Genomic DNA, 20,938 nt, shown 5'->3' on the forward strand with positions numbered 1-20,938 from the left:
CCCGCTGTCCCGTCCGCCCTCCCGAAGGAGCCCCGCCATGCAGCTCCCGGCCACGCTGCTACCGCTCCGAGCCCGCCGCCGTCGCGGGAGCGCCGACGGACGTGCCGATGGACGTACCGGACGTGCTGTGCGCGCCGGAAGCGTCGGACGCGCCGCACGTACCGGACGCGCCCGGCCGCCCGCCGTCGCACTCGCCGCCGGCGGCGCCCTGCTCGGGCTGCTCGCCACGGGATGCGTGCCGGGGACGGACGGCTCGGGCGCGGCGGGACGGGGCGGTACGGGCGTCGCCACCGCCGTGCCCGACCCCGGCAAGGCGGGCAAGGTCACCCTGAAGGTCTGGGACCAGGAGACCCGGGGCGGCACGAACGCCGAGATCGAGCGGCTCAACGCGGAGTTCGAGAAGCGCTACCCGAACGTGCGCGTCCAGCGCGTCTCGCGCAGCTTCTCCGACCTCAAGACCACCCTCAAGCTGGCGCTCTCCGGCAACAACCCGCCCGACGTCGTGCAGGCCAACCAGGGCTACTCCGACATGGTCGCCTTCGTCCGCGCGGGCCTGCTCACCCCGCTGGACAACTACGCGGGCATCTACGCCTGGAACACCCGCTACCCGAACACGCTGCTCAACCTCAACCGCGTCTCGGCCGACGGCCACAGTTTCGGCACCGGGCGGCTGTACGGCATCTCCCAGACCGGCGAGTACATCGGCGTCTACTACAACAAGGACGTGCTGGAGAAGGCCGGGGTCGAGCCGCCGAGTACGTGGAAGGAGCTGACGGACTCGCTGCCCCGGCTCAAGAAGGAGGGGGAGCTGCCCGTCCAGTTCGGCAACCTCGACAAGTACCCGGCGATCCACACCTTCGGTGTGCTCCAGAACCAGGCGGGCGCAGCGGAAGGCGCGGGCGGTGCGAAGGGCGCGGCCGGTGCCGAGGCCATACGCGACACGGTCCTCGGCCGCGGCGACGGATTCGACAACGAGCCCACTCGCGAGGCGGCCCGCACCCTCGCCGACTGGCACGAGCGCGGCTACATGCCCAAGGGCGCGAACGGGACCGGCTACGACGACGCGGCCAAGCAGTTCGCCGACGGCAAGGGCGCCTACCTCATCACCGGCACCTGGCAGCTCGCCGACCTCAAGAAGCCCATGGGCGACAAGCTCGGCTTCATGCCCCCGCCGCCCGCCGAGGCCGGGGGAGCGCCCGTGACGACCGGGGGCCAGGGCCTGGCCTGGTCCGTCACCTCCAAGTCCCGGCACCCGGACGTCGCGGCGGCCTACCTCGACTTCCTCACCGGCACCCACGCGGCCGACGTGATGACCGAGGAGGGCGTGCTGCCCGCCGTGCCGGGGCGCGCGGCGCGCGAGGTGCCGTCCGGCACGGCCGACGGGCAGATGATCGCGGGCTGGCGCAGGCTCAGCGCCGCCGACGGCCTCGTCCCCTACCTCGACTACACCACCCCCGGCTTCTACGACACCCTCTCGGCGCAGCTCCAGGGCGTCATCGACGGCAGCGTCACGCCGGACGCGCTCGCGGACACGATGCAGCGGGAGTACGGGGAGTTCCGCGCGAAGCAGCGCGCCGAGCGCCCGGGTTCCGACGGCTCTGGTGAGGGCTCCGGCGGTTCCGGTGGCGGGGAGGGCGGCGAATGAGCGCGGAGGGGCGGCCCGTCGCGGGCCGGGGCCTGCTGGGCGCCTTCGCCGCGCGCTACCGGCGTGGCGCGCCAGGGCAGCCGCGCGCGATCGGCTACCTCTACCTCCTGCCCGCACTCGCCGTGTACGGCGTCTTCCTGCTCTTCCCCTTCGGCCAGACCGTGTGGCTCTCCCTGCTGCACTGGGACGGGCTGACCGTCGCCACCTGGGCCGGGTTCGACAACTACCGCGACCTGCTGACCGACCCCGGGCTGCGCGCCCCCTTCGTACACGCCGCCGTGCTGCTCCTCTTCTACGCGGCGCTCCCCGTGGCCATCGGGCTGCTGCTGGCCTCGGCGCTCTCGCGGTTCCGGGTGCGGGGGATGACCTTCTTCCGCACGGTGCTCTTCCTGCCGCAGGTCCTGGCGATGGTGGTCGTCGGCGTCGCCTGGCGCTCGATCCTCGCGCCCGACGGGCTGCTGAACGACACGCTCCGGCTCGTCGGCCTCGACGCGCTGACCCGGTCCTGGCTGGGCGACTACACCTGGGCGCTGCCGGCCGTCGGCGCCGTCGGCACCTGGGTGGAGACCGGGCTGTGCCTGGTGCTGTTCCTGGCCGGGGCGCAGCGGATCCCGCGCGAACTGTACGAGGCCGCGCGGCTGGACGGGGCCGGTGCGGTGCGGGAGTTCTTCGCGGTGACCCTGCCCGGGCTGCGCGCCGAGATCGCCGTCGCGCTCACCCTCACCATCGTCGCCGGGCTCCGCAACTTCGACCTCATCTACATCACGACCAGTGGCGGCCCCGGCAACGCCACCTCCGTACCGGCGTACGAGGTCTACCGTCGCGCCTTCGAGACCAACGAGGTCGGCGCGGCAGCGGCGATGGGCGTCGGCCTGACCGTGCTGATCTTCGTGCTGACGGTCGCGGTGTCGCGGCTGGTGGAGGGAAGGAACCGATGACCGGCACCGGCACACGTCGAACGGCCTCCGGAACCGGGCCCGGATCCGGTTCCGGTTCCGGGGTGGTCACCGGGCGGCTGGAGCGCACCGTCACCTACGGCATCCTCGCCCTCTTCGCCGCCGTCTCCCTCACTCCGGTGCTGGGCATACTCTCGACGGCACTCGGCCGCCGCTCCTCCCTGGACACGGGCTTCTCGCTGCCCGACGGGCTCAACTGGGGCAACTTCGCCGACGCCTGGACCCGCGGCCACTTCGGCACCTACCTCGCCAACTCGGCCCTGGTCACGGTGGCCGTCGTCGCCGCCACCTCGGTCCTGGCCGTGCTGGCGGCCTACGCGTTCGGCGTGATGCGCTTCCCCGGCTCGACGGTGCTCTTCTACCTGTTCGTCATCGGGCTGACCCTGCCGCAGGAGGCGCTGGTCGTGCCCCTCTACTTCGACCTGCGCCACTGGGGGCTGACCGACACCTACTGGGCGCTGATCCTCCCGCAGACCGCGCAGTCCCTCGCCTTCGGCGTCTTCTGGATGCGCACGTACTTCCGCGGCAGCCCCCGCGCCGTCGTCGAGGCGGCACGTATCGACGGCGCGTCGAGCTGGACCACGCTGTGGCGGGTACTGGTGCCGATGGGGCGCCCGGCGATCTCCACGATGGTCGTCATCGTCTTCATGTGGACGTGGAACGAGTTCCTGCTGGCCCTCGTCATGGTCAGCGACGAAGCCCACCGCACCGTCCCCCTCGGCCTCGCCTTCTTCCAGGGCCAGCACAGCTCGGACACGGCGCTCCTCGCGGCGGCCTCCACCCTGATCGCGCTCCCGGTGGTCGTCGTCTACGTGGCGCTGCAACGGCGCTTCATCGAGGGGATGCTGAGCGGAGCGGTGAAGGAGTGACCCTCGCTGGGCGGACGGACAACACCAGGCCACGGGCCTGACGAGAGCCGTCGGAAACGGCCTAGTGTTCGTCCTGGAGCCATGACGGGCACGCAGCCGGACACGCCGGGGCGGGCCGCGCATGGCAGAGGGAGGAATTGGGAGTGCTGCGGATAATCGGAGCGGGGCTGCCGCGGACGGGTACGAAGTCGACGCAGACGGCGCTGGAACTGCTCGGCCTCGGCCCCTGCCACCACATGTCCGAGGTCCTCACCCACCCCGAGCAGGTGGACCGCTGGCTGTCGGCCGGGTCGGACGGCCCCGTCGACTGGGATCACGTGCTGGAGGGGTACGTCTCGGCCGTGGACTGGCCGTCCGGTCTTTTCTGGCGGGAGCTGGCACAGGCCTACCCGGAGGCGAAGGTCATCCTCACCGTCCGTGACCCGCACCGCTGGTACACCAGCTTCCGCACCCTGGCCGAGCGGTCCGACTCGATGCGGGAGGCGGTCGAGCAGGCACCCGCGGAGATGCGCCCGCTCCTGGAGGGAATGCAGCGGCTGCGCCCGCTGCTGGACAGCAAGGGCAAGGAGATCTTCGGCCCGGACTGGCAGATGGGCCAGGACATGTCCGACGAGGACGCCATCGTCGCCGCCTACCACCGGCACATCGCCGCGGTCCGCGAGGAGATCGACCCCGAGCGGCTGCTGGTGTTCGACGTGCGCGAGGGGTGGGGCCCGCTCTGCGCCTTCCTCGGCGTCGAGCCGCCCGCCGGTGAGGAGTTCCCCCGCCTCAACGACACCGCGTCGATGGGGCGGATGTTCGAGCAGATGATGACGGAGGGACGCGTCGTCTTCCCGTCCGCCTCCGCTCCCGGCACCGGCGGACAGGCCGCCGACTGACCGACTGACCGACGCCGGTACACCGGCCGGACACGGCGGGCCGTCACCCGGCGGCCCGCCGCACCCAGTGGTCACGTCGTGCTGTCTGCGCCCATGGTGCGGGGGAGGGGGAGGGGAGCGTGCCGTTCCGCCATCTGTCCTGGGCCTTTTCGGCAGGGCTGAAAAGCCTGGGTCACCGGGCTCACCCCACTGGACACTGATCGCACCCCACCGTTGGGGCCGACAACTTGGAGGCAGGACGTGCGATCCCGGGTGAAGCTCAGCATGGTTCTCGGAGCGGCCGCTCTGGCACTGACCGGCGTCTCGGTCACCCCGGCAGCCGGGGCGGACGTCAGTGTCCAGGCGTACTCGTGCAACATCACGACGGTCAGCGGCGGGGACGGCTACCAGTACCGTGCCGGGTACTACAACGGGGTGACCGTCCAGCCCTCCACCACGTCCGTGTCCGCGGCGGGCAAGGAAGCCCAGTGCATCCTCAAGCACAAGGGGTTCAGCCCGGGAACCATTGACGGGGTCTTCGGAAGCAACTCGCAGACGGCAGCGAAGAAGTTCCAGGCCAGGGTCAACGTACTGTGCCAGAAGGAGGTCCTGGACGTCGACGGCAAGATCGGTCCCGCCACGTGGCCCTATCTGCGGGAGCTGTTCGTCTGCGGGAACGACCACAACTGACGGCCGGCACCGGCACGAACCGACGGCCGGTACCGGCACAGGGGGGCGGCGCCGGCCACCGGCAGCGGACCGAACCTGCTAGCCCTTCGGGGTGGGGATGCCGCGAGGGGCGGGGACGGGGTCGAAGCGGAAGATCTGGCCTTCCAGACCGGAGTCGCAGGGAAGCTGGAGCACCGACGTCCCCTCCTCCGCCGAGCCGCCGGGCACCGTCACGCAGGTGTCAGCGTGCAGGGGCTTGAGGCGGTAGCCGCGCGCCGGTTCGACGGTCGGCTGGAGGCGGAAGCGCTCGGCCACGCCACGGTGCCCGCAGTAGTCGTCCACCATCCTCGCGCCCGGGTGGGTGCTCCCCTCGTCCACGCCGAGGCAGCCCTTGCCGAAGGTGGGGTGGAGGGAACGGATCCGGTAGGCCCCGCTCTCCGCCTTCTCCAGCGCGTAGACGGGGATGGCGCCGTCGCACCCGGACTGGTAGACGTGGCCGCTGCCCTCCCCGTCGCGCTCGGAGAGGCACAGGGACGAGGCGACGGACCGGATGCGGTACGTGCCCTGCGCGGGGGACTTCTTGGCCGTGCTCTCCGACGCGGCGCCGCCCGACTCCTCCGAGCCCTCCTGCGAGGCGTCGGCGGCGGACTCGGCCAGCCTGCCGTCCCCGGCCCCTGGGCCACGCGCTGACAGCTCGGCCACCGCGAAGTACGCGCCTGCGACCAGCGCGGCCAGCGACAGCACGGTGGTCAGGGAGCGGCCCCGTGAACCGAGCGGGGAGCGGGGCCAGCGGGGCGCGTCGGGGGCGCCGGGCCGGTCGGCGCGGCCGTCGCCGCTCCCGACCGTCTCGGTGGCGGCGACGGTGCCAGGGGCGCCGGGCTCCGGGCCGTCCGTCGGCGCACGCCCCGAGCCGGTGTCCCCGGCCGCGATCCGCTCGCGGATCTCCAGCCAGGCGTCGGTGTGCGCTTCCTCGCCGCAGGCGAGGAGGAGCGCCGACACGATCTCCGCGCGCGGCAGTGCGTCCTGGCGCAGCACATCGGCCAGCGTGCTGCGCGGCAGCACCCCGCCCCGCTCGGCGGCCCGGACCTCCAACTGCCGGTACGTCAGCCCCGACCGCTCCTTGAGCCGCCGCATGGCCGCGACAAAAGCAGCGGAGTCCCGTGCCTCCGGCACCGCTCTATCCCCCGTATTCCCCATGCGCGCCATCCTTGCCGCCGTCAACTGGCGCAGCAATGTGCATTCCGGCCGTGTGCGGTGCGGGGGACGCTGGGGTCACTTGCCGGTGACATCCTTCTGCGCCGCGCTGAGCATGTCACCGGGTATGACGACCAGCCGTTCGTCAGGTGCCAGGGACACCCCCTCCGGCAGACGGGGCCCGTAAGCGGCCGTCAGGTCCTTGCCGATGACCGCGACGTCGCCGTTGTCGAGCTGCCAGATGTCGGGGCACTGGTCCTTGCCGTCGGAATGGCCCAGCTCCTGCGCCGACTTCCCCAGCCGTCGTGCGAAGGACGCGGAAGGGTCGGCTTCCCATGATGCGTGTGTCATGTACTGCCTCCTGTCGACGTGCCCGTGTGCGAACCGTCGCACAGTGTAGGCCCGTTGTGCCCCAGCGGTGAGGGTGACAGGCGACGGGGGTGGGGGTCAGTGGAGGGGGGTGAGGGCGCCCGCGTGGTGGATCAGGGGGGAGGCGTTGGCGGGGCCGCCGTTGTCGACGACCTCGCCCACCACGAGCAGGTGGTCGCCGATGGGACGTATCTCGTGGGTACGGGCGACCAGCCAGGCGTCCACCCCGTCGAGCAGCGGCACCCCGCGCCGGTCCGGCTCCCACGTGGCGCCCGCGAAGCGGTCCACGCCGCTGCGGGCGAACCGCTCGGCCACGTCCGACTGGTCCCCGGTGAGGATGTGTGCCGCGAAGTGTGCTGAGGCGCGCACGGCGGGGGCCGAGGAGGCGGTGGTGGAGACGTAGAAGGAGACCAGGGGCGGGTTCACGGACACCGAGGTGAACGAGGTGGCCGTGAACCCGGCAGGGCCCGGCACCGTGATCACGGTGACCCCGGAGGCGAGCCGTCGGAGGGTGCGGCGCAGCATGTCGGCACCGGAGAGGGCGGGTGCGGGCGTGGCATTGGTGGTGAGGGCCGTCATGAGGGTCTCCCAACGTCGGGATGCGGATGCGGATGCGGGTGGGTGGTGTCAGGCGGGTGCGGGCTCGGTGGTGAGCAGAGCCGCGAGAGGGCCGGTGCCCGGGACGGGCTCCGCCCGCAGTCGCTCCAGCCACTGCACGACGGCCGCGGCGACGGTGCGGTGTGCGGCGTCGTTGAGTACGTCGTGCACGCCGCCCCGTACCGTCGCCAGTTCCGCGACGGGAAGCGCGGCGGCGACGGTACGCGCGGCCGCTACAGGGCTGACCGGGTCGGCTTCCCCGTGCAGCACCAGTGCGGGGCTGGGCCATCCGGGTGCCGCAGCGGCGTCCCGCAGCGCTTCCGGGACGGGGCGGAAGAGCGCGCCGTGGCCGATGTCAGGGTCGGCGTCGAGACGTGCGCGGTGGACGGGGCAGGCGGTGCGGGCCGTCAGCTCCGCCTCCCAGTCGCCCTCCGGCCCGTCGGCCCCCGGCAACCCCGCCAGTCCCGGCAACCCCGCCAGTCCCGGCAGCTCCGGCAGTCCGGCCAGCACGAGACCGTTCGCGCCGACGGCCTCGGCCACCAGCAGCGCCTGGAGCGCACCCGTGTCCGAGCCCACCAGCACCACGGGTTCCACGGGCTCCGCATCCTCCGGCCCCAGCGCCTCGCGCACCGCCCGCGCCACCGCCGGGGCATCGTCCTCCGGCGTGGTGTCCAGGGCGTGCACGGTGTAGGCGTCCACGGCGAGCCGTCGGCCGAACCGCTCGTACACGCCGCCGTGTTCACCCCGCCCCGGCAGGACGACGAGCGTGCCGCGCCGGGTGAGTCCGGGCGCGGGGTGCCATGAGCGCGGCGCGCGGACGGTCTCGCGTACGCCGGACGCGTGCTCCGCGGCTGCGTACCCTGCGGCGGCCATCACGCACCACGCCCCGCGACGACGGGCGCTGACGGGACGTCAGGAGAGTGGTCCGGCGCGAGGGCGGGCGCCGTCGACGTCCGTGCGCGGTGTGCCAGTTCCTGCCGTACGAGCGGCAGCAGGTGGCGCCCGTAGTCGATGGCGTCGTCCAGCGGGTCGTAGCCGCGGATGAGGAGGGTCGTCACGCCGATGTCGACGTAGTCGAGAAGCGCCTGTGCGACGGTCTCCGGCGTGCCGACCAGCGCGGTGGAGTTGCCCGCCGCACCCGTCGCCGCCGCGGTCGCCGTCCACAGGGCACGGTCGTGCAGCTCGCCCTTGGCGGCCGCCGCCAGCAGCCGCCGCGAACCGACGTTCTCCGGCTGGCCGTCCGCACCGTCCGCACCGTCCGCACCGTTCACGTCGCCGGGACGCGCGCTGCCCAGCGCCTCGCGCGCGTGGCGGGGAGCGGTGAAGGAGCCCTTGGGCCCCTCGGAGCGGATCGTGTCCAGCACGCGGTGCGCGCGCTCCCAGGCCAGTTCCTCGGTGGGCGCGACGATCGGGCGGAACGAGACGCTGATGCCCGGCGGTTCGGTGCGCCCGGCCGCCGCCGCGGCATCCCGGATCGCGGCGATCTGCGCCGCCGTCTCGGCCAGCGGCTCGCCCCACAGCGCGAAGGTGTCCGCGTGCTTGCCCCCGACCCGGTAGGCGGCCTCGGAGGAACCGCCGAAGTAGAGGGGGATGCGCGGCTGCTGGTTCGGGCGCACCTCGGAGTGGAAGTCGGCGAAGCGGTAGAAGCGGCCCTCGTGGCTGAACGGCTCCCGCTCGGTCCACGCCCGCTTGAGCACATCCAGGTACTCGTCGGTGCGCGCGTACCTGTCCTCCTTGCCCAGGTAGTCGCCGTCGCGCCGCTGCTCCGCGTCCCGGCCGCCGCTGATGACGTGCACGGCCACGCGCCCGCCGGAGAACTGGTCCAGCGTCGCGAAGGTGCGCGCCGCCAGCGTCGGGACGACGAAGCCGGGGCGGTGTGCGACGAGCAGTCCGAGCCGTTCGGTGTGCGCGGCGACGTGCGCGGCCACCTGTGTGCCGTCGGGGGTGGAGGAGCCGTAGCCGATGAGGACGCGGTCGAAGCCGCCGTCCTCGTGGGCGCGTGCGAAGCGGAGCGTGTACGCGGGATCGACGAGCGGCCCGCGTGCCGCGCGTGTCTCCGACACGTCGTGCGTGCCGATCATTCCGATGAACTCGACGGGCATGGCCAGCCTTTCTGGAACGGGACGGGAACCGGGTTACGGGTGGGTGGCGGTAGTGGTGGCGGATGAGGGTGTCGCGCGGGACAGGGCCGCGCGGCCCGCCGCGACGAGCACGGTGTCGTCCTGGGGCGTGTGGACGCGGGAACACAGCACGTCGCGGTAGTGCCGTTGCAGCGGACTGGAGCTGGCCAGGCCCCTGTTGCCGGTGAGGGACAGCGCCTTCTCGACGGCGCCGATCGCGGCACGTGTGCCCAGCACCTTGGCGAGGCCCGCCCGCGCCACGGCCTCCTCGTCGCCCGCGTCGACGCGCGCGGCGAGACCGTCCACCAGCGCTTCGGCCCCCGTCAGGCTCGCCTCGATCTCGCCGACGGCCTCCTGAAAGCGGGGCAGCGTGGCCAGCGGCGCACCGAGAGAGGTGGGGACGCGCTCGTGGAGGAACCCCGTCAGCCAGTCACGTGCCGCCCCGGCCACGCCGAGGTAGAGGGCGGTGAGACCGAGGGCGTTCCACGAGCCGGTGACCGGATCGCGCGAGGGTGCCTCTTCCGGGGTGTGCAGGCCGGTGGTGTGTCCCTCAGGGACCAGGGCGTCGTGGAACTCGACGTCGTCGCTGCGGCTGGCGCGCAGCCCCAGGTGGTCCCAGGTCGGATGGACGGTGATGCCGGGCGAGTCGGCCCGTACGAGGAAGGCACCCACGCGCGCAGGGTCCTCGTCCGTACGCGCCCACACCAGCATCCAGCGCAGCCCGACGGCCCCGGTAGAGAAGATCTTCCGGCCGGAGAGCCGCCACCCGCCCCCGGGGACATGGGTGGCCGTGGTCGCGGGCAGGCCGCCGCGCGCCGGTGAGCCCAACTCGGGCTCGACACGGAGGGAGTTGAGCAGCACGGGCCGCCGCGACGACTCCGCCACCACCTCCTCGTACACGTCCTCGGGCCAGTGCCCGAGCCGGGCCTGCGCGGCGTGGGTGAAGAGGGTCATGGCGGTCACCAGCGCGACGGCCGGGTCGCCCGTGCCCAGGGCGCGCAGGATGCGCACGGTGTCGGCGAGCCCGGCGCCGGGACCGCCGTGCGCTCGTCCCACGGTCGCGGTGAGCAGCCCGGCCCGCCGCACGGTCTCGAAGCCCTCGGCGGGGAACGTGCCCGTACGGTCGTGCTCGGCGGCCCGCGCGGACAGCGCGGCGGCGACGCTCCGGAGCGTGCCGGGGCCGGCCGCCACCGCCGCAGTCGTGGACGGGGTGCCGGGGGAGGCGTCGGTGCGGGTCAACGGGGGCTTCCTTCCGTGGAGTCGGCCGGATGGCGCGGGGTGTGCCGGGCGGGCCGACGGGGTTCGTGGTGCTCGGAGCCGCGATGTGCCGGACCGTCTCCGTCCCCCCGCCGCTCCGCGCGCACCATGCGCGGCGGAGCGTGCACGGTGACCGGTGGCACCTCGCCGCTCCAGCGCTCCGCCTGTACGAGGGCGTGCTGTCCGGCGCAGCCCTGCGAGAGCCGGGAGGCGGGCACGTCGGCGGTGAGGACGTTCGGGTTGCCGTGGACGCACAGCGGGGGACCCTCGTGCGCCTCCGCACCGGCGGTGGCGGGCGACGGCAGCGGGTCGAACCAGGCGCCCGTCGCCAGCCTGACCACCCTCGGCCGCACGGCGTCCGTCAGCACCGCACCCGCCAGGCACGCGCCACGGTCGTTGAAGAGGCGCACCACGTCCCCGTCGCGGATGCCGCGCGCGGCGGCGTCGTCGGGGTGCAGCCACACGGGCTCCCGCCCCGCCACCTTGGCGGCGCGGCTGACGGCGCCCACGTCGAGCTGGCTGTGCAGCCGGGACTCCGGCTGGTTCGCGATCAGATGGAGCGGGTGGCGCTCGGCCGCCTCGCCGCCCAGCCACTCCTCCGGCTCCCGCCACACGGGGTGTCCCGGGCAGTCGTCGTAGCCGAAGTCAGCGACGGTGTCCGAGGCCAGCTCGATGCGTCCGCTCGGTGTCGGCAGCGGATGTGCGACGGGGTCGGCGCGGAAGGCGTCGAAGAGCGTGAAGTGGGTGGGGCCCTCCGGGAGCCGCACCTCACCGGCCGCCCAGAACGCGTCGAAGTCCGGCACACAGCCCGCGCCGGGCGACGCCGACGCACCCTCGGCCCCGGCCACCACGCCCGCGCGCCACTCCTCGTAGAGGTGGCGCAGCCACTCGCGCGCGGTACGGCCCCGCGTGAACTCCCGTACCGTACCCAGTCGTTCGGCGAGGGCGGAGAAGACGGCGTAGTCGTCGCGGGCCTCGCCGACGGGCGCGAGTGCGCGGCGCATCGCGATCAGATGGGTGTCGCGCCGTCCGCCGCCGATGTCCTCGCGCTCCTGGCCCGTGGTGGCGGGCAGCACGATGTCGGCGTGCCGCGCTGTCGCCGTCCAGTGCGGCTCGTGCACGACGACGGTGTCGGGCCGCCCGAAAGCGCGCTGTAGCCGCCCGAGGTCCTGATGGTGGTGGAACGGGTTGCCGCCCGCCCAGTGGACCAGCCTGATGTCGGGGTAGGTGTAGCGGGCCCCGTCGTAGTCGAACTCCTCGTCGGGGTGCAGCAGCAGGTCGGCGATCCGGGCGCAGGGGATGAACTCCCCTACGGGGTTGGTGCCTTGGGGAAGCGTCGGCAGCCGCAGTCGCGGGCCGTTGTCTCCGACGTCGCCCATGGACCCGTAGCCGTGCCCGAACCCGCCCCCGGGGAGCCCGATCTGACCGAGCATCGCGGCCAGGGCCAGCCCGGCCCACACCGGCTGTTCGCCGTACGGGGTGCGCTGGAGCGACCACGTCACGGTGACGAGCGTGCGCGAGCGCGCCATGTCCCTGGCCAGCGCGCGGATGTCAGCGGCCGGGACCTCGCACAGGGGCGCGGCCCACTCGGCGTCCTTGGCCGCACCGTCGGCCTCGCCCCGCAGATACGCGGCGAACGTGCCGAAGCCGCTGGTGCACCGCTCCAGGAAGGCACGGTCGTGCAGGCCCTCGGTGAGGAGGGTGTGCGCCAGCGCCAGCATCAGCGCGGTGTCGCTGCCGGGGACGACGGGGTACCAGCGGGCCCGGATGTCCTCGGGCAGGTCGGTGCGCAGCGGGCTCACCAGCGCGGCCCGCACCCCGCGCCCGGCGAGGGCGCGCAGCGCCACGGGCGCCGAGTGCCGGGTCACGCCGCCGGGCGTCACGTACACGTTCTTCTCGGGGATGCCGCCGAAGGCCACGATCAGCTCGGTGTTCTCGATGACCGTCGGCCAGGACGAGGCGGCCCGCAGTACCGCGTCCGCGTCGCCGACCACGTGGGGGAGCAGCACGTGGGAGGCACCGAGGCTGTAGGAGTCGCGGGAGGAGGTGAAGCCGCCCAGCGTGTTGAGGAAGCGGTGGATCTGGCTCTGCGCGTGGTGGAAGCGGCCCGCGCCGCCCCAGCCGTACGAGCCGCCGAACACGGCCCGCATGCCGTGCTGTGCCCGTACGCGCGCCAGTTCGTCCGCCACCAGGTCCAGCGCGTCGTCCCAGCCGACCTCGACGAACGGCTCGGCGCCACGTGCCCGCGTGGGTCCTGGCCCGTGCTCCAGCCAGCCGCGCCGGATCGCGGGCCGCCGCACGCGGGTGGGGTGCGTCAGTCCGTCGGCGACGTTGCCCAGCAGGCGCGAGGGCGCGGGGTCGCCGGGGTGCGGGGTGGTCTCGATGCGGCCGTCCTCGTGGACGCGCACGCCGAAGGCGCCCCAGTGGGAGGTGGTCGGCACGGTGCTCACGAGGGTGCTCCGTCCGACGCGACGACGCGTTCGCGCACACGCTCGCGCCACCCGGGCGCGTGGTGGCAGGCGGCCTCGCGGCCCCCGGTGTCCTGACGGGGGAGCGGCGCCGTACGGCAGTCGTCCGTCACGAAGGGGCAGCGCCCCGCGAACCCGCACCCCGCCGTCCCCGCCCCTGCCCCCGCCCACTCCGGCGCCGGGCCCGAGGGCCGCAGCAGTGCGACGGGCGGCCCGTGCCCGGTACGGACGCTCGGCGCGGAGGCGAGAAGCAGCGCCGTGTACGGGTGCAGCGGACGCTCGAACACGGCGCGCACGGGCCCCTGTTCCACCAGGCGGCCCCGGTAGAGCACCGCGACCCGGTCCGCGATGCCCGCGAGGGAGCTGAGATCGTGCGAGATGATCACGATCGCCATGCCCTGCTCGCGCCGCAGCCGCTCCAGCAGTGCCAGCACACGGTTGCGGTTCGACGCGTCGAGCGCGCTGACGGGCTCGTCGGCGATCAGCAGCCGTGGCCCGGTCACGACGGCGCGGGCCAGCAGTGCCCGCTGCCGCTGGCCGCCGGAGAGCGCGCCGGGCAGCCGGTCGGCGAGTGCCGGGTCCAGGCCGACCGTGCGCAGTGCCTCGTCGACGCGTGACGTCAGCTCCGCCTCGCCGAGCCCGCCCGCCACGGCCAGGGGTTCGGCCACGCTCTGACGTATCGTCAAGTCGGGGTCGAGTGCGCGCAACGGGTCCTGGAAGGCGTACTGGAGCCGCCCCGTACGCCGGAACTCCCGCAGCCCGCGCCCCCGCAGCCCCGTCAGCCGCCGCCCCTCGAAGGAGACATGGCCCGAGCGGGGAGCGGTGAGCCCGACGGCGGTACGGGCCAGGGTGGTCTTGCCCGAGCCCGTCTCGCCGATGACGCCGAGGATCTCGCCCTCGCGTACGTCGAGGTCCACGCCGTCCAGTACCGGCGCTGCCCCGGAGGTGCGGCGCCCGAACGCGACGGTCACGCCGCGCAGTTCCAGCAGGGCCGCGGCGCTCATACGGCGGCCTCCCGTTGCCGCGCACCGTCATCGGAGCCCGCCGCGATACCTTCCGGGGAACCGGACAGCTCCAGCTCCCCGGCCCGCACGCACCGCACCCGGTGCCCCGGCACGGCCTCGCGCCACGGCACGGGGCCCGCCGTGCACGCGGGCGTCGCGAAGGCGCACCGGTCGGCGAACCGGCAGCCTGGCAGCTCGGCCCCCGCCTCGGGCGGGGCGCCGGGGATGACGTCGAGTTCGCGGCGCGACCAGTCCCCGACGGACGCGACACGCAGCAGCGCCTCGGTGTACGGGTGCCGCGGCCGGGTGAGCACCTGCTCGGCGGGGCCGTCCTCGACCAGCTCTCCGGCGTAGCACACCAGGATGCGGTCGCAGACCTCGGCGACGACGGCCAGGTCGTGTGTGACCAGGAGCAGCGCGAGGTCGTGCTCGTGGCGCATGCGCGCGAGGAGGGCGAGGACCTCGGCCTGGACGACGACGTCGAGCGCGGTGGTCGCCTCGTCCGCGACCAGCAGATCGGGCGCGCAGGCGGCGGCGACGGCGATCAGGACGCGCTGGAGCATGCCGCCGGACAGCTCGAAGGGGTAGCGGTGGTAGACGTCGGCGGGGTCGTGGAGGCCGACGGCGTCGAAGAGCGCGACGGCGCGCTCGGCCGCCTCGGACCGGCCGAGGCCGAGCTTGAGCCGCAGCGGCTCGGCGAGCTGGCGGCCCACGGTGAGGGACGGGTTGAGGTAGGAGGCCGGGTCCTGGAAGACGGCGCCGAGGCGGGTGCCGCGTATCCGGTTCCACTCGCGGCGCGAGAGGCCCGTCAACTCCTCGTCGCCCAGGGCTATCCGCCCCTCGGACACGTCGCAGCCCGGCGGGAGCAGGCCCAGCACGGAGCGACAGATGAGGGTCTTGCCGCTGCCCGACTCGCCGACGAGGCCGACGGCCTCGCCGCGCCGTACGCCGAAACTCACGTCCCGCACGGCGCGGGCACGCGCGGAGGCGACCGTCACGGCGAGACCGTCGACGGTGAGCACGGTGTCTGCCACCGCTCGGGGCTCAGTGGACTCAGTGGGCTCCGTGGGTTTCGCGGCTCGTACGGGCGCCGCGCTACGGGGAGGGGCCTCGGCCGGGGCCTCAGCGGACGGGGAGTGCGGCATCGGCTGCACGCTCCTTGTCGGTGTCGGCGGCGGTGTTGTCGGCGGTGTTGTCGGCGGTGTCGTCGTGCGCGCCCGGCGCGGAGGAAGCGGGAGCGGCGGTGTCCGTCGCGGAGCCCGCGTCGCGCACCGCGTCCGCCAGGAGGTTCAGCGCGCCCGTGGTCAGCACGATCAGCGCGGCGGGGAAGAGGGGCGCCCAGGGCTGGAGGGCGAGGAAGCCCAGGTCGGTCGCGAGCATGCCGCCCCAGGTCGCGGCGGGCGGCTGGACGCCCACGCCGAGGAAGGTCAGCGAGGAGACCACCAGCAGGCAGGTGGCCAGCGCCTGCGCCGCCGTCACCACCAGGGTCGGCAGGATCTTCGACGCGATGTGCGTACGCAGCACGCGCCACACCGAGGCCCCGAACAGCTCCGCCGACTCCACGTACTGCGCCTGACGCAGCCCGAGCGCGGCGGCGCGGGTCATCCGGAAGAACAGCGGCGAGTACAGCACGCCGAGCGCCAGCATCGCCTGGTGCATGCCGTTGCCGAGCGCGCCGACCACCGCGATGGCGAAGATCGTGAACGGCAGCGTCATCAGCGCGTCGGCAGCCCGCTGCGCCAGCCACTCGACGGCGGGCCCCAGCCACAGCGAGGCCAGGCCGGGCAGTACGCCGACGGCCATGGCGGCGGCCACCGCCTCCACCGCGCCGAACACCGAGCGGCCCGTGCCCTCCAGCAGACGGCTGAGGACGTCGCGCCCCAAGTAGTCCGTGCCCAGCGGGTGTTGGGAGCCGGGGCCCTGGAGCATGTCGTGGGGGTGCTGGGCGAGCGGGTCGTACGGTGCCAGCCAGCCGCCCGTCACCGCCAGCGCGGTCACTGCCAGCAGGACCAGCAGCGCGGCCTTCGCCGCGCGGGTGCGCCAGGCCAGTCGCAGCGCTCTCATGACGCGTCCCCCCGGTCGGTCTCCCGGCCCGTGGCACCGCTCACGCCACCGGCACGACTGGCACCGCGGCGCCTGGCCGTCGGGTTGAGGGCGAGGAGCAGGGCGTTGACGGCGATGTTGACGACCAGCACCACGGCGATCGTCACGAGCAACGTCCCCTGGATGACGGGGATGTCGTGCTGCTCCGCCGACTGGAGAGCGAGCTGCGCGAGACCCGGCAGGGCGAAGATCTGCTGGGTGACGACGGCGCCGCCCAGCAGCATCGGCACGCTCATGCCCAGCGCGGTCAGCGCGGGCGCGGCGGCGTTGCGCAACGCGTGCCCGAACAGCACACGCCGCGCTGAGAGCCCGCGCATCACGGCGCCGGTCACGAAGTTCTCCTGGAGCGTCCCCACCAGCGAGGTGCGCAGTTGCCGCGCGATGGCGGCTGCGGCCTCCAGGCTGAGCGCGGCGGCGGGCATGATCGTGAACGTGAGCCACCGCACGGGGTCCACGTCCAGCGGTACGTAGCCGCCCGCCGGGAGCAGCCCGAGCTTCAGCGAGAACACCGTCACCAGGACGATGGCGACGACGAAGCCGGGCAGTGTGCCGAGCAGGGTGCAGGCCGCCGTGACCGTGCGGTCCAGCCTGCTGCCCGGCCGCAGCGCCGCCGCGATCCCGGCACCGCCCCCGAGCAGCACGGCGATGAGCAGCGCGAGCCCCGCGATGGACAGGTCGACGGGGAGGGCCTGCGCGATGCTGTCGGCGACCGGGATGGTGGTGAACCAGGAGCGGCCCAGATCCCCGGTGAAGGCGTTGCCCAGCCACGACAGGTACTGCACGACGAGGGGCCTGTCGAGCCCGAACTCGTGGTTCATGCGGGCGATGTCGGCGGGTGTCGCCGTCTCACCGAGCACAGCCGCTGCCGGGTTCGCGCCGGACAGTGCGCCGAGGCCGAAGGTCAGCGCCGAGGAGAGCAGGAAGACGGTGCCCGCGACGAGGAGCACACGGGCGAGGGAGCGCGGAGCGCGCGCGAACCGTCGCCCGGCAGCACGCACGGCGACGCCTCCCGCGCGCCCGGCGCGCCCGGCACTCCCGGTCCTCTCCGGCAGGCCCGTGGCGGTCGCGCTCACGCGGCCTTCACCCCCTCGAAGCGCTGCACCACGGGCAGCCGGGGTATCGCGGAGACGCCGGGGTGGCGGGCGAGGACGCGCGGCACGGTGTAGAGGAAGACGTTCGGCATGCTCCGCACGGCCACCCCCGTCGCCTCGCGCAGCACCTGCCCGTAGCGGGGCGAGTCCACCGGGGTCCTGCGCACGGCGCGGGTCGCCGCGTCGAGTTCCGGTGTGGTGCGACGGGAGGGGTTCATCAGCCCCTCCTCGCCGAACAGCACCTGGAGCGTCTGGACGGCGGACTCGCGGCCCGCGAACTGGTCGATGTAGAGCGCCCGTGAGTGCTGCACGTAGACGAGTTCGCTGGCGCGCGACTCGGGGATGACCTCGATACGGGTACGGAAGCCGACCTCCTCCAACTGGGCCTGAAGCTGCTCGGGTATGCCCTGGGCCTGCTGGGTGGTGAGGGTCAGTTCGACGTCCTTGCCGCGCCCGGCCTTCTTCAGCAGCCGCCGCGCCCGCTCGGGGTCGTGACGGTACGCGTCCTGGAGCCCCGGATCGTGGCCCGCGTAACCGGGTGGGAACGGCTGGAGGCTGACGGTCCCGTGCCCGAACTGCTCGGCGTCCAGCAGCGCCTGACGGTCCACCGCGTACTTCAGCGCCTCCGCCACATCGGGATCGTCGAAGGGCTTCATCGAGGTGTTGACGTCCAGCACGCGCACCACCATCGACGGGATGAGCTGCACCTTCAGACCGGCCGCACGCGCGGCCGAGACCTGGCTGAAGGGGATCTGCGCGACGTTGAGCCGCCCGGACTGGAGGGAGGCGAGCGCGGTCGTCTCGTCGGGGGCCGGATACGCCTCGAAGCGGTCGACGGTGATGCGGTCCGCGTTCCAGTAGCCGGGGTCGCGGCGCAGGCTCGCCATGGAGTTCTGCGCGTAGGAGAGCAGCTCGAAGGGCCCGTGCCCGACGGGTGCGGTGGCCAGCGCCGCCTCGTCCTTACGGAAAGCGGCCGGGCTGACCACCATGCCGGTCTTGCCCGCGAGGAGCGTCGGCAACTGGTAGTCGGTCTCGGTGAGTTCGAGGACGACGGTGTGCCGGTCGGGGGCTTCGACGCGGCCGATGCTGGTGAGCTGGGAGGCGATCAGCGACTTGGGGTGGTTCTTGCCGCGCTCGATGCTCGCCTTGACGGCCCGCGCGTCCACGTCCGTCCCGTCGGAGAACCGCAGCCCGTGGCGCAGGGCAAAGGTGAGGGTGCGGCCGTCGTGCGCGTAGTGCCAGGAACGGGCGAGCGCGGGGACGGCGTTGCCTTCGGCGTCGAGCTGGGTGAGGCCCGAGTAGACGAGGGAGAGCAGATGCACGTCCCAGCCCTTGGAGGAGAACACCGGGTCCCAGGAGGAGGGCAGGTCCCAGCCCCAGCGCAGGGTGGTCGCCGAGCCGCCCGCAGCCGCGGTGGTGGCGACCCCGCCGCACGCGGAAAGCAGCAGCGAGGCCCCGGCCCCGAGGCCGAGCCCCAGCGCGGCGCGACGGCCCGGCGCGGTGCGCGGCGGCTGCGGGGAGGGCGGCGGAGGTGGCGGATACGGCGGGGACGAGGGTTCGGGCGGCGCGGGGGCGCTCATGGGTGAACGTCGCCTTTCGTGGTGTCCGCGCACGGCACGGCGTGGTCGCGGGCCCGTACGCGCAGCCGCGTCCCGGCGCTCCGAGGGCGCTACGGGAGCTGTGAGCTTGAGCTGTACGGACGTACGCGAGGACGCGACGGCCCGGCCCAGGGGCGGGGCTCGACGCGGCCGTGCGGCGAGAGGAAAGGGGAGGAAAGAAAGGGGGAGAGGGATCTCTGGCCGTCGCGCGCGGCCGCGGTGCCCGGAGGAAGGGGCAGCCACCGGTTTCCGGCCGGACCGGAACGGAGGGGCCTGCGCGTCAGAGGAGGGCGGCGGTCAGAGACAGAGCGCGCTACAGGTGCGCCGGAGGTCCACGTAGCGGCACACCACACCGGGGTGCGTCGGAATCATGCGCTCATACTGGCCCGGCGACGATGCCGCCGTCAATGGATACCTTTTGATGTCTCATTGGCTAAGACGCGGTCGACCTGCGGGTTTCCCATCTCGGACGGATCGCGGGGGAGTTGGCGTCCTCACGTGATCGCCTCGTCCGGGTGCAGCCACAGTGCCCCGTTGCCGGTCTCGATCCGCACGGCGTGGGCCGGGGGAGGGGAGCCGTCGGTCAGCAGCTCCCACTCCGGCTCCGTCATGCTGCGGTACCGCTCCAGCGCCTCGTGGGCGCCGCACGGCCGCACGGGCCGCGTCGCGGAGCCGTACCCGGATCCGGAGCCCGAGCCGGAAGCGACGGCGTCCAGTGCGGCCACGTACTCCTCGGGGGCGCGCCAGCCGGGCACGACCACGGTGCCGGACGGACCGCGCACGACGAGCGTGGGCAGCGAGTACCGCACGCCCACCTCCAGTTCCTTGACCCCCGCGCCGTGCGGATGCCGCGCTGGTGCGCGCAGCGACCGCGCCTCGGGCAGCGGGTCGCGCGCCTCGTGCCAGTCGTCGCGCACGGCGTCGAGCGTCGCGGGCTCGGCCAAGCCGGCGCGCAGCCGCGCGGTGTCGAGCCCCTTGACGCCGTCGACCGCCTCCAGCACGCGGTCCACGGTGTCGGCGGGCGTGCCCCTTACGAACGTGGACTCGCGCAGCCGTCGCAGCACCCGCTCCGCCACCTCGGGGCCCTGCTGCTCGGCGGCCTTCGCGGCGAGCGAGGCTGGCCAGCTGGAGGAGGCCACCCACTGGAGCCGGGAGGTGAAGGGGGCGCGGGTGTGCCGCGCTGTGCGGGCGATGAAGCCCGCGTACCAGGACGCCTCGGCCGCCGGGTCGGGCGGCGGGTCGTCGTCCTCGTCGAAGAGGATGCCGAAGACGCGGCGCCAGGTGGCCAGTCCGCGCGTCCGCTCCCGCAGAAGGCGGAACGTGGGCTCGCAGCCCCAGGCCCAGGGGCAGGCGGGGTCGGTGTACTCGGTGATCTCCACCCGGAGCCCGCGCCCGGCCGCTTCGTCCCCGGCCTCTTCGCGCTGGGCGGGTACGCCGGGGAGTGACGGGGGTGAGGAGGGTGAGGGGACCGGCGGTTCGGGGGCGTGCGGCGCCGGGTGCGCGGGATCCATGCCAGGTCACCCGGCCGTGACGGGGGCGGCCCCCATGACGACCGGCCGGGGGGACCCCGCCGCTCCCTCGCCGCCCTTGTCGCCGCTCACGTCGCGCACCAGATCGCTGAGCGTGGTCCTGCCGAGCAGCTCCCCCACGTACGTCTCCACGTCCCGCCACACGCCGGGCAGCCGGGCCGCAGCGCCGGGGTAGTCCAGGGCGCCGGGTGCCTGTCCGCGCAGGGTCAGCAGCTCGCCGTCCACGGCCGTGACCACGTCGGCGAGGCTGATGGCGACGGGCTCGCGGGCCAGCCAGTACCCGCCCTCGCAGCCGCGCTGGCTGCGCACGAGACCTGCCGCGCGGAGGTCGCGGAAGACCGACTTGAGGAACCGGAAGGGAATGTCCTGGGACGTGGCTATCGCCTCGCACGTGAGCGGCCGTGCGGCGTCCGCGGCCAGCTCCGCAAGTGCCCGGACCGCGTAGTCCGCCTTCGCCGAGATCTGCATGCCCTCCATTATTGCCACGGCCGTGGCCACGGCGGGTGGGCCGCGTCGGATCAGGGCAGTCGGACCGGTTCCGGAAAGGGGGTGTTATCGCTGGTCAGAGAATGGACACTTATTGACATCCTTTTTTCGGGTTCTTACGGTCTA

General features: G+C 73.7%; 19 protein-coding genes. 5 read left to right on the plus strand and 14 right to left on the minus strand.

The genetic code is table 11. The features are described from left to right. The first annotated feature begins 37 nt into the window (after positions 1–37). The 5 genes from ACWGJ2_RS10890 to ACWGJ2_RS10910 all read left to right on the plus strand — a co-directional run bounded on the left by ACWGJ2_RS10890 (position 38) and on the right by ACWGJ2_RS10910 (position 5,017). Positions 38–1,645, plus strand: a complete 1,608-nt coding sequence (locus ACWGJ2_RS10890) for an extracellular solute-binding protein (protein WP_453345701.1) — start codon at positions 38–40, stop codon at positions 1,643–1,645. Then, positions 1,642–2,583 carry a carbohydrate ABC transporter permease gene (locus tag ACWGJ2_RS10895; protein WP_453345702.1) on the plus strand — a complete coding sequence of 314 codons (942 nt, stop codon included), beginning with the start codon at positions 1,642–1,644 and terminating at the stop codon, positions 2,581–2,583. Before ACWGJ2_RS10890 ends, ACWGJ2_RS10895 begins: the two co-directional genes overlap by 4 nt. Next, positions 2,580–3,470 (plus strand): carbohydrate ABC transporter permease, encoded by an 891-nt coding sequence (locus ACWGJ2_RS10900; RefSeq protein WP_453345703.1) that lies wholly within the window; start codon positions 2,580–2,582, stop codon positions 3,468–3,470. The genes ACWGJ2_RS10895 and ACWGJ2_RS10900 overlap by 4 nt, the downstream gene beginning before the upstream one ends. A gap of 143 nt (positions 3,471–3,613) precedes the next feature. Next, on the plus strand, positions 3,614–4,348 hold the full coding sequence (locus ACWGJ2_RS10905; protein WP_453345704.1) for a sulfotransferase family protein: 735 nt from the start codon (positions 3,614–3,616) through the stop codon (positions 4,346–4,348). Between the two features lie 264 nt (positions 4,349–4,612). Next, positions 4,613–5,017, plus strand: a complete 405-nt coding sequence (locus tag ACWGJ2_RS10910; RefSeq protein ID WP_453345705.1) for a peptidoglycan-binding domain-containing protein — start codon at positions 4,613–4,615, stop codon at positions 5,015–5,017. Between the two features lie 78 nt (positions 5,018–5,095). On the opposite strand, the gene ACWGJ2_RS10915 is transcribed toward ACWGJ2_RS10910, so the two are convergent. From ACWGJ2_RS10915 to ACWGJ2_RS10980, 14 genes are all read right to left on the minus strand, one after another. Beyond that, on the minus strand, positions 5,096–6,193 hold the full coding sequence (locus tag ACWGJ2_RS10915) for an RICIN domain-containing protein (protein WP_453345706.1): 1,098 nt from the start codon (positions 6,191–6,193) through the stop codon (positions 5,096–5,098). A gap of 75 nt (positions 6,194–6,268) precedes the next feature. Beyond that, complete coding sequence (locus ACWGJ2_RS10920; protein WP_453345707.1) at positions 6,269–6,541, minus strand: hypothetical protein; 273 nt, start codon at positions 6,539–6,541, stop codon at positions 6,269–6,271. Positions 6,542–6,637: 96 nt separating this feature from the next. Further along, positions 6,638–7,138, minus strand: a complete 501-nt coding sequence (locus ACWGJ2_RS10925) for a flavin reductase family protein (RefSeq protein WP_453345708.1) — start codon at positions 7,136–7,138, stop codon at positions 6,638–6,640. A gap of 48 nt (positions 7,139–7,186) precedes the next feature. Continuing rightward, positions 7,187–8,029 (minus strand): alpha/beta hydrolase, encoded by an 843-nt coding sequence (locus tag ACWGJ2_RS10930; protein ID WP_453345709.1) that lies wholly within the window; start codon positions 8,027–8,029, stop codon positions 7,187–7,189. Further along, positions 8,029–9,258 (minus strand): LLM class flavin-dependent oxidoreductase, encoded by a 1,230-nt coding sequence (locus ACWGJ2_RS10935; protein WP_453345710.1) that lies wholly within the window; start codon positions 9,256–9,258, stop codon positions 8,029–8,031. The genes ACWGJ2_RS10930 and ACWGJ2_RS10935 overlap by 1 nt, the downstream gene beginning before the upstream one ends. Before the next feature lie 33 nt (positions 9,259–9,291). After that, on the minus strand, positions 9,292–10,515 hold the full coding sequence (locus ACWGJ2_RS10940) for an acyl-CoA dehydrogenase family protein (RefSeq protein ID WP_453345711.1): 1,224 nt from the start codon (positions 10,513–10,515) through the stop codon (positions 9,292–9,294). After that, positions 10,512–12,983 carry a molybdopterin-dependent oxidoreductase gene (locus ACWGJ2_RS10945; protein WP_453345712.1) on the minus strand — a complete coding sequence of 824 codons (2,472 nt, stop codon included), beginning with the start codon at positions 12,981–12,983 and terminating at the stop codon, positions 10,512–10,514. Before ACWGJ2_RS10945 ends, ACWGJ2_RS10940 begins: the two co-directional genes overlap by 4 nt. Continuing rightward, entirely contained in the window at positions 12,980–14,005 is a 1,026-nt protein-coding gene (locus tag ACWGJ2_RS10950) for an ABC transporter ATP-binding protein (RefSeq protein WP_453345713.1), read from the minus strand. The genes ACWGJ2_RS10945 and ACWGJ2_RS10950 overlap by 4 nt, the downstream gene beginning before the upstream one ends. Beyond that, positions 14,002–15,039 carry an ABC transporter ATP-binding protein gene (locus ACWGJ2_RS10955; RefSeq protein ID WP_453345714.1) on the minus strand — a complete coding sequence of 346 codons (1,038 nt, stop codon included), beginning with the start codon at positions 15,037–15,039 and terminating at the stop codon, positions 14,002–14,004. The genes ACWGJ2_RS10950 and ACWGJ2_RS10955 overlap by 4 nt, the downstream gene beginning before the upstream one ends. Positions 15,040–15,127: 88 nt before the next feature. After that, the gene (locus ACWGJ2_RS10960; protein ID WP_453345715.1) at positions 15,128–16,069 is read right to left on the minus strand and encodes an ABC transporter permease; all 942 of its coding nucleotides are present in this window, start codon (positions 16,067–16,069) and stop codon (positions 15,128–15,130) included. After that, positions 16,066–17,181 (minus strand): ABC transporter permease, encoded by a 1,116-nt coding sequence (locus ACWGJ2_RS10965; protein ID WP_453345716.1) that lies wholly within the window; start codon positions 17,179–17,181, stop codon positions 16,066–16,068. Before ACWGJ2_RS10965 ends, ACWGJ2_RS10960 begins: the two co-directional genes overlap by 4 nt. Further along, on the minus strand, positions 17,178–18,779 hold the full coding sequence (locus ACWGJ2_RS10970; RefSeq protein WP_453345717.1) for an ABC transporter substrate-binding protein: 1,602 nt from the start codon (positions 18,777–18,779) through the stop codon (positions 17,178–17,180). Before ACWGJ2_RS10970 ends, ACWGJ2_RS10965 begins: the two co-directional genes overlap by 4 nt. Positions 18,780–19,291: 512 nt before the next feature. Then, a complete protein-coding gene (locus tag ACWGJ2_RS10975; RefSeq protein WP_453345718.1) occupies positions 19,292–20,308 on the minus strand; it encodes a DsbA family oxidoreductase in 1,017 nt (338 codons plus the stop codon). Positions 20,309–20,314: 6 nt separating this feature from the next. Next, positions 20,315–20,794: an RrF2 family transcriptional regulator gene (locus ACWGJ2_RS10980; protein WP_453345719.1), complete on the minus strand. Its 480-nt coding sequence runs from the start codon at positions 20,792–20,794 to the stop codon at positions 20,315–20,317. Positions 20,795–20,938 lie beyond the last annotated feature (144 nt).

It is taken from the genome of Streptomyces sp. NPDC054796, from assembly GCF_053611545.1.

Excerpts from the sequence above, each read along its gene's own strand:
- ACWGJ2_RS10890 (WP_453345701.1), top strand. The coding sequence starts at position 38 with ATGCAGCTCCCGGCCACGCTGCTACCGCTCCGAGCCCGCCGCCGTCGC.
- ACWGJ2_RS10895 (WP_453345702.1), top strand. The coding sequence starts at position 1,642 with ATGAGCGCGGAGGGGCGGCCCGTCGCGGGCCGGGGCCTGCTGGGCGCC.
- ACWGJ2_RS10900 (WP_453345703.1), top strand. The coding sequence starts at position 2,580 with ATGACCGGCACCGGCACACGTCGAACGGCCTCCGGAACCGGGCCCGGA.
- ACWGJ2_RS10910 (WP_453345705.1), top strand. The coding sequence starts at position 4,613 with ATGGTTCTCGGAGCGGCCGCTCTGGCACTGACCGGCGTCTCGGTCACC.
- ACWGJ2_RS10915 (WP_453345706.1), bottom strand. The coding sequence starts at position 6,193 with ATGGGGAATACGGGGGATAGAGCGGTGCCGGAGGCACGGGACTCCGCT.
- ACWGJ2_RS10920 (WP_453345707.1), bottom strand. The coding sequence starts at position 6,541 with ATGACACACGCATCATGGGAAGCCGACCCTTCCGCGTCCTTCGCACGA.
- ACWGJ2_RS10925 (WP_453345708.1), bottom strand. The coding sequence starts at position 7,138 with ATGACGGCCCTCACCACCAATGCCACGCCCGCACCCGCCCTCTCCGGT.
- ACWGJ2_RS10930 (WP_453345709.1), bottom strand. The coding sequence starts at position 8,029 with ATGGCCGCCGCAGGGTACGCAGCCGCGGAGCACGCGTCCGGCGTACGC.
- ACWGJ2_RS10935 (WP_453345710.1), bottom strand. The coding sequence starts at position 9,258 with ATGCCCGTCGAGTTCATCGGAATGATCGGCACGCACGACGTGTCGGAG.
- ACWGJ2_RS10950 (WP_453345713.1), bottom strand. The coding sequence starts at position 14,005 with ATGAGCGCCGCGGCCCTGCTGGAACTGCGCGGCGTGACCGTCGCGTTC.
- ACWGJ2_RS10960 (WP_453345715.1), bottom strand. The coding sequence starts at position 16,069 with ATGAGAGCGCTGCGACTGGCCTGGCGCACCCGCGCGGCGAAGGCCGCG.
- ACWGJ2_RS10970 (WP_453345717.1), bottom strand. The coding sequence starts at position 18,779 with ATGAGCGCCCCCGCGCCGCCCGAACCCTCGTCCCCGCCGTATCCGCCA.
- ACWGJ2_RS10975 (WP_453345718.1), bottom strand. The coding sequence starts at position 20,308 with ATGGATCCCGCGCACCCGGCGCCGCACGCCCCCGAACCGCCGGTCCCC.
- ACWGJ2_RS10980 (WP_453345719.1), bottom strand. The coding sequence starts at position 20,794 with ATGCAGATCTCGGCGAAGGCGGACTACGCGGTCCGGGCACTTGCGGAG.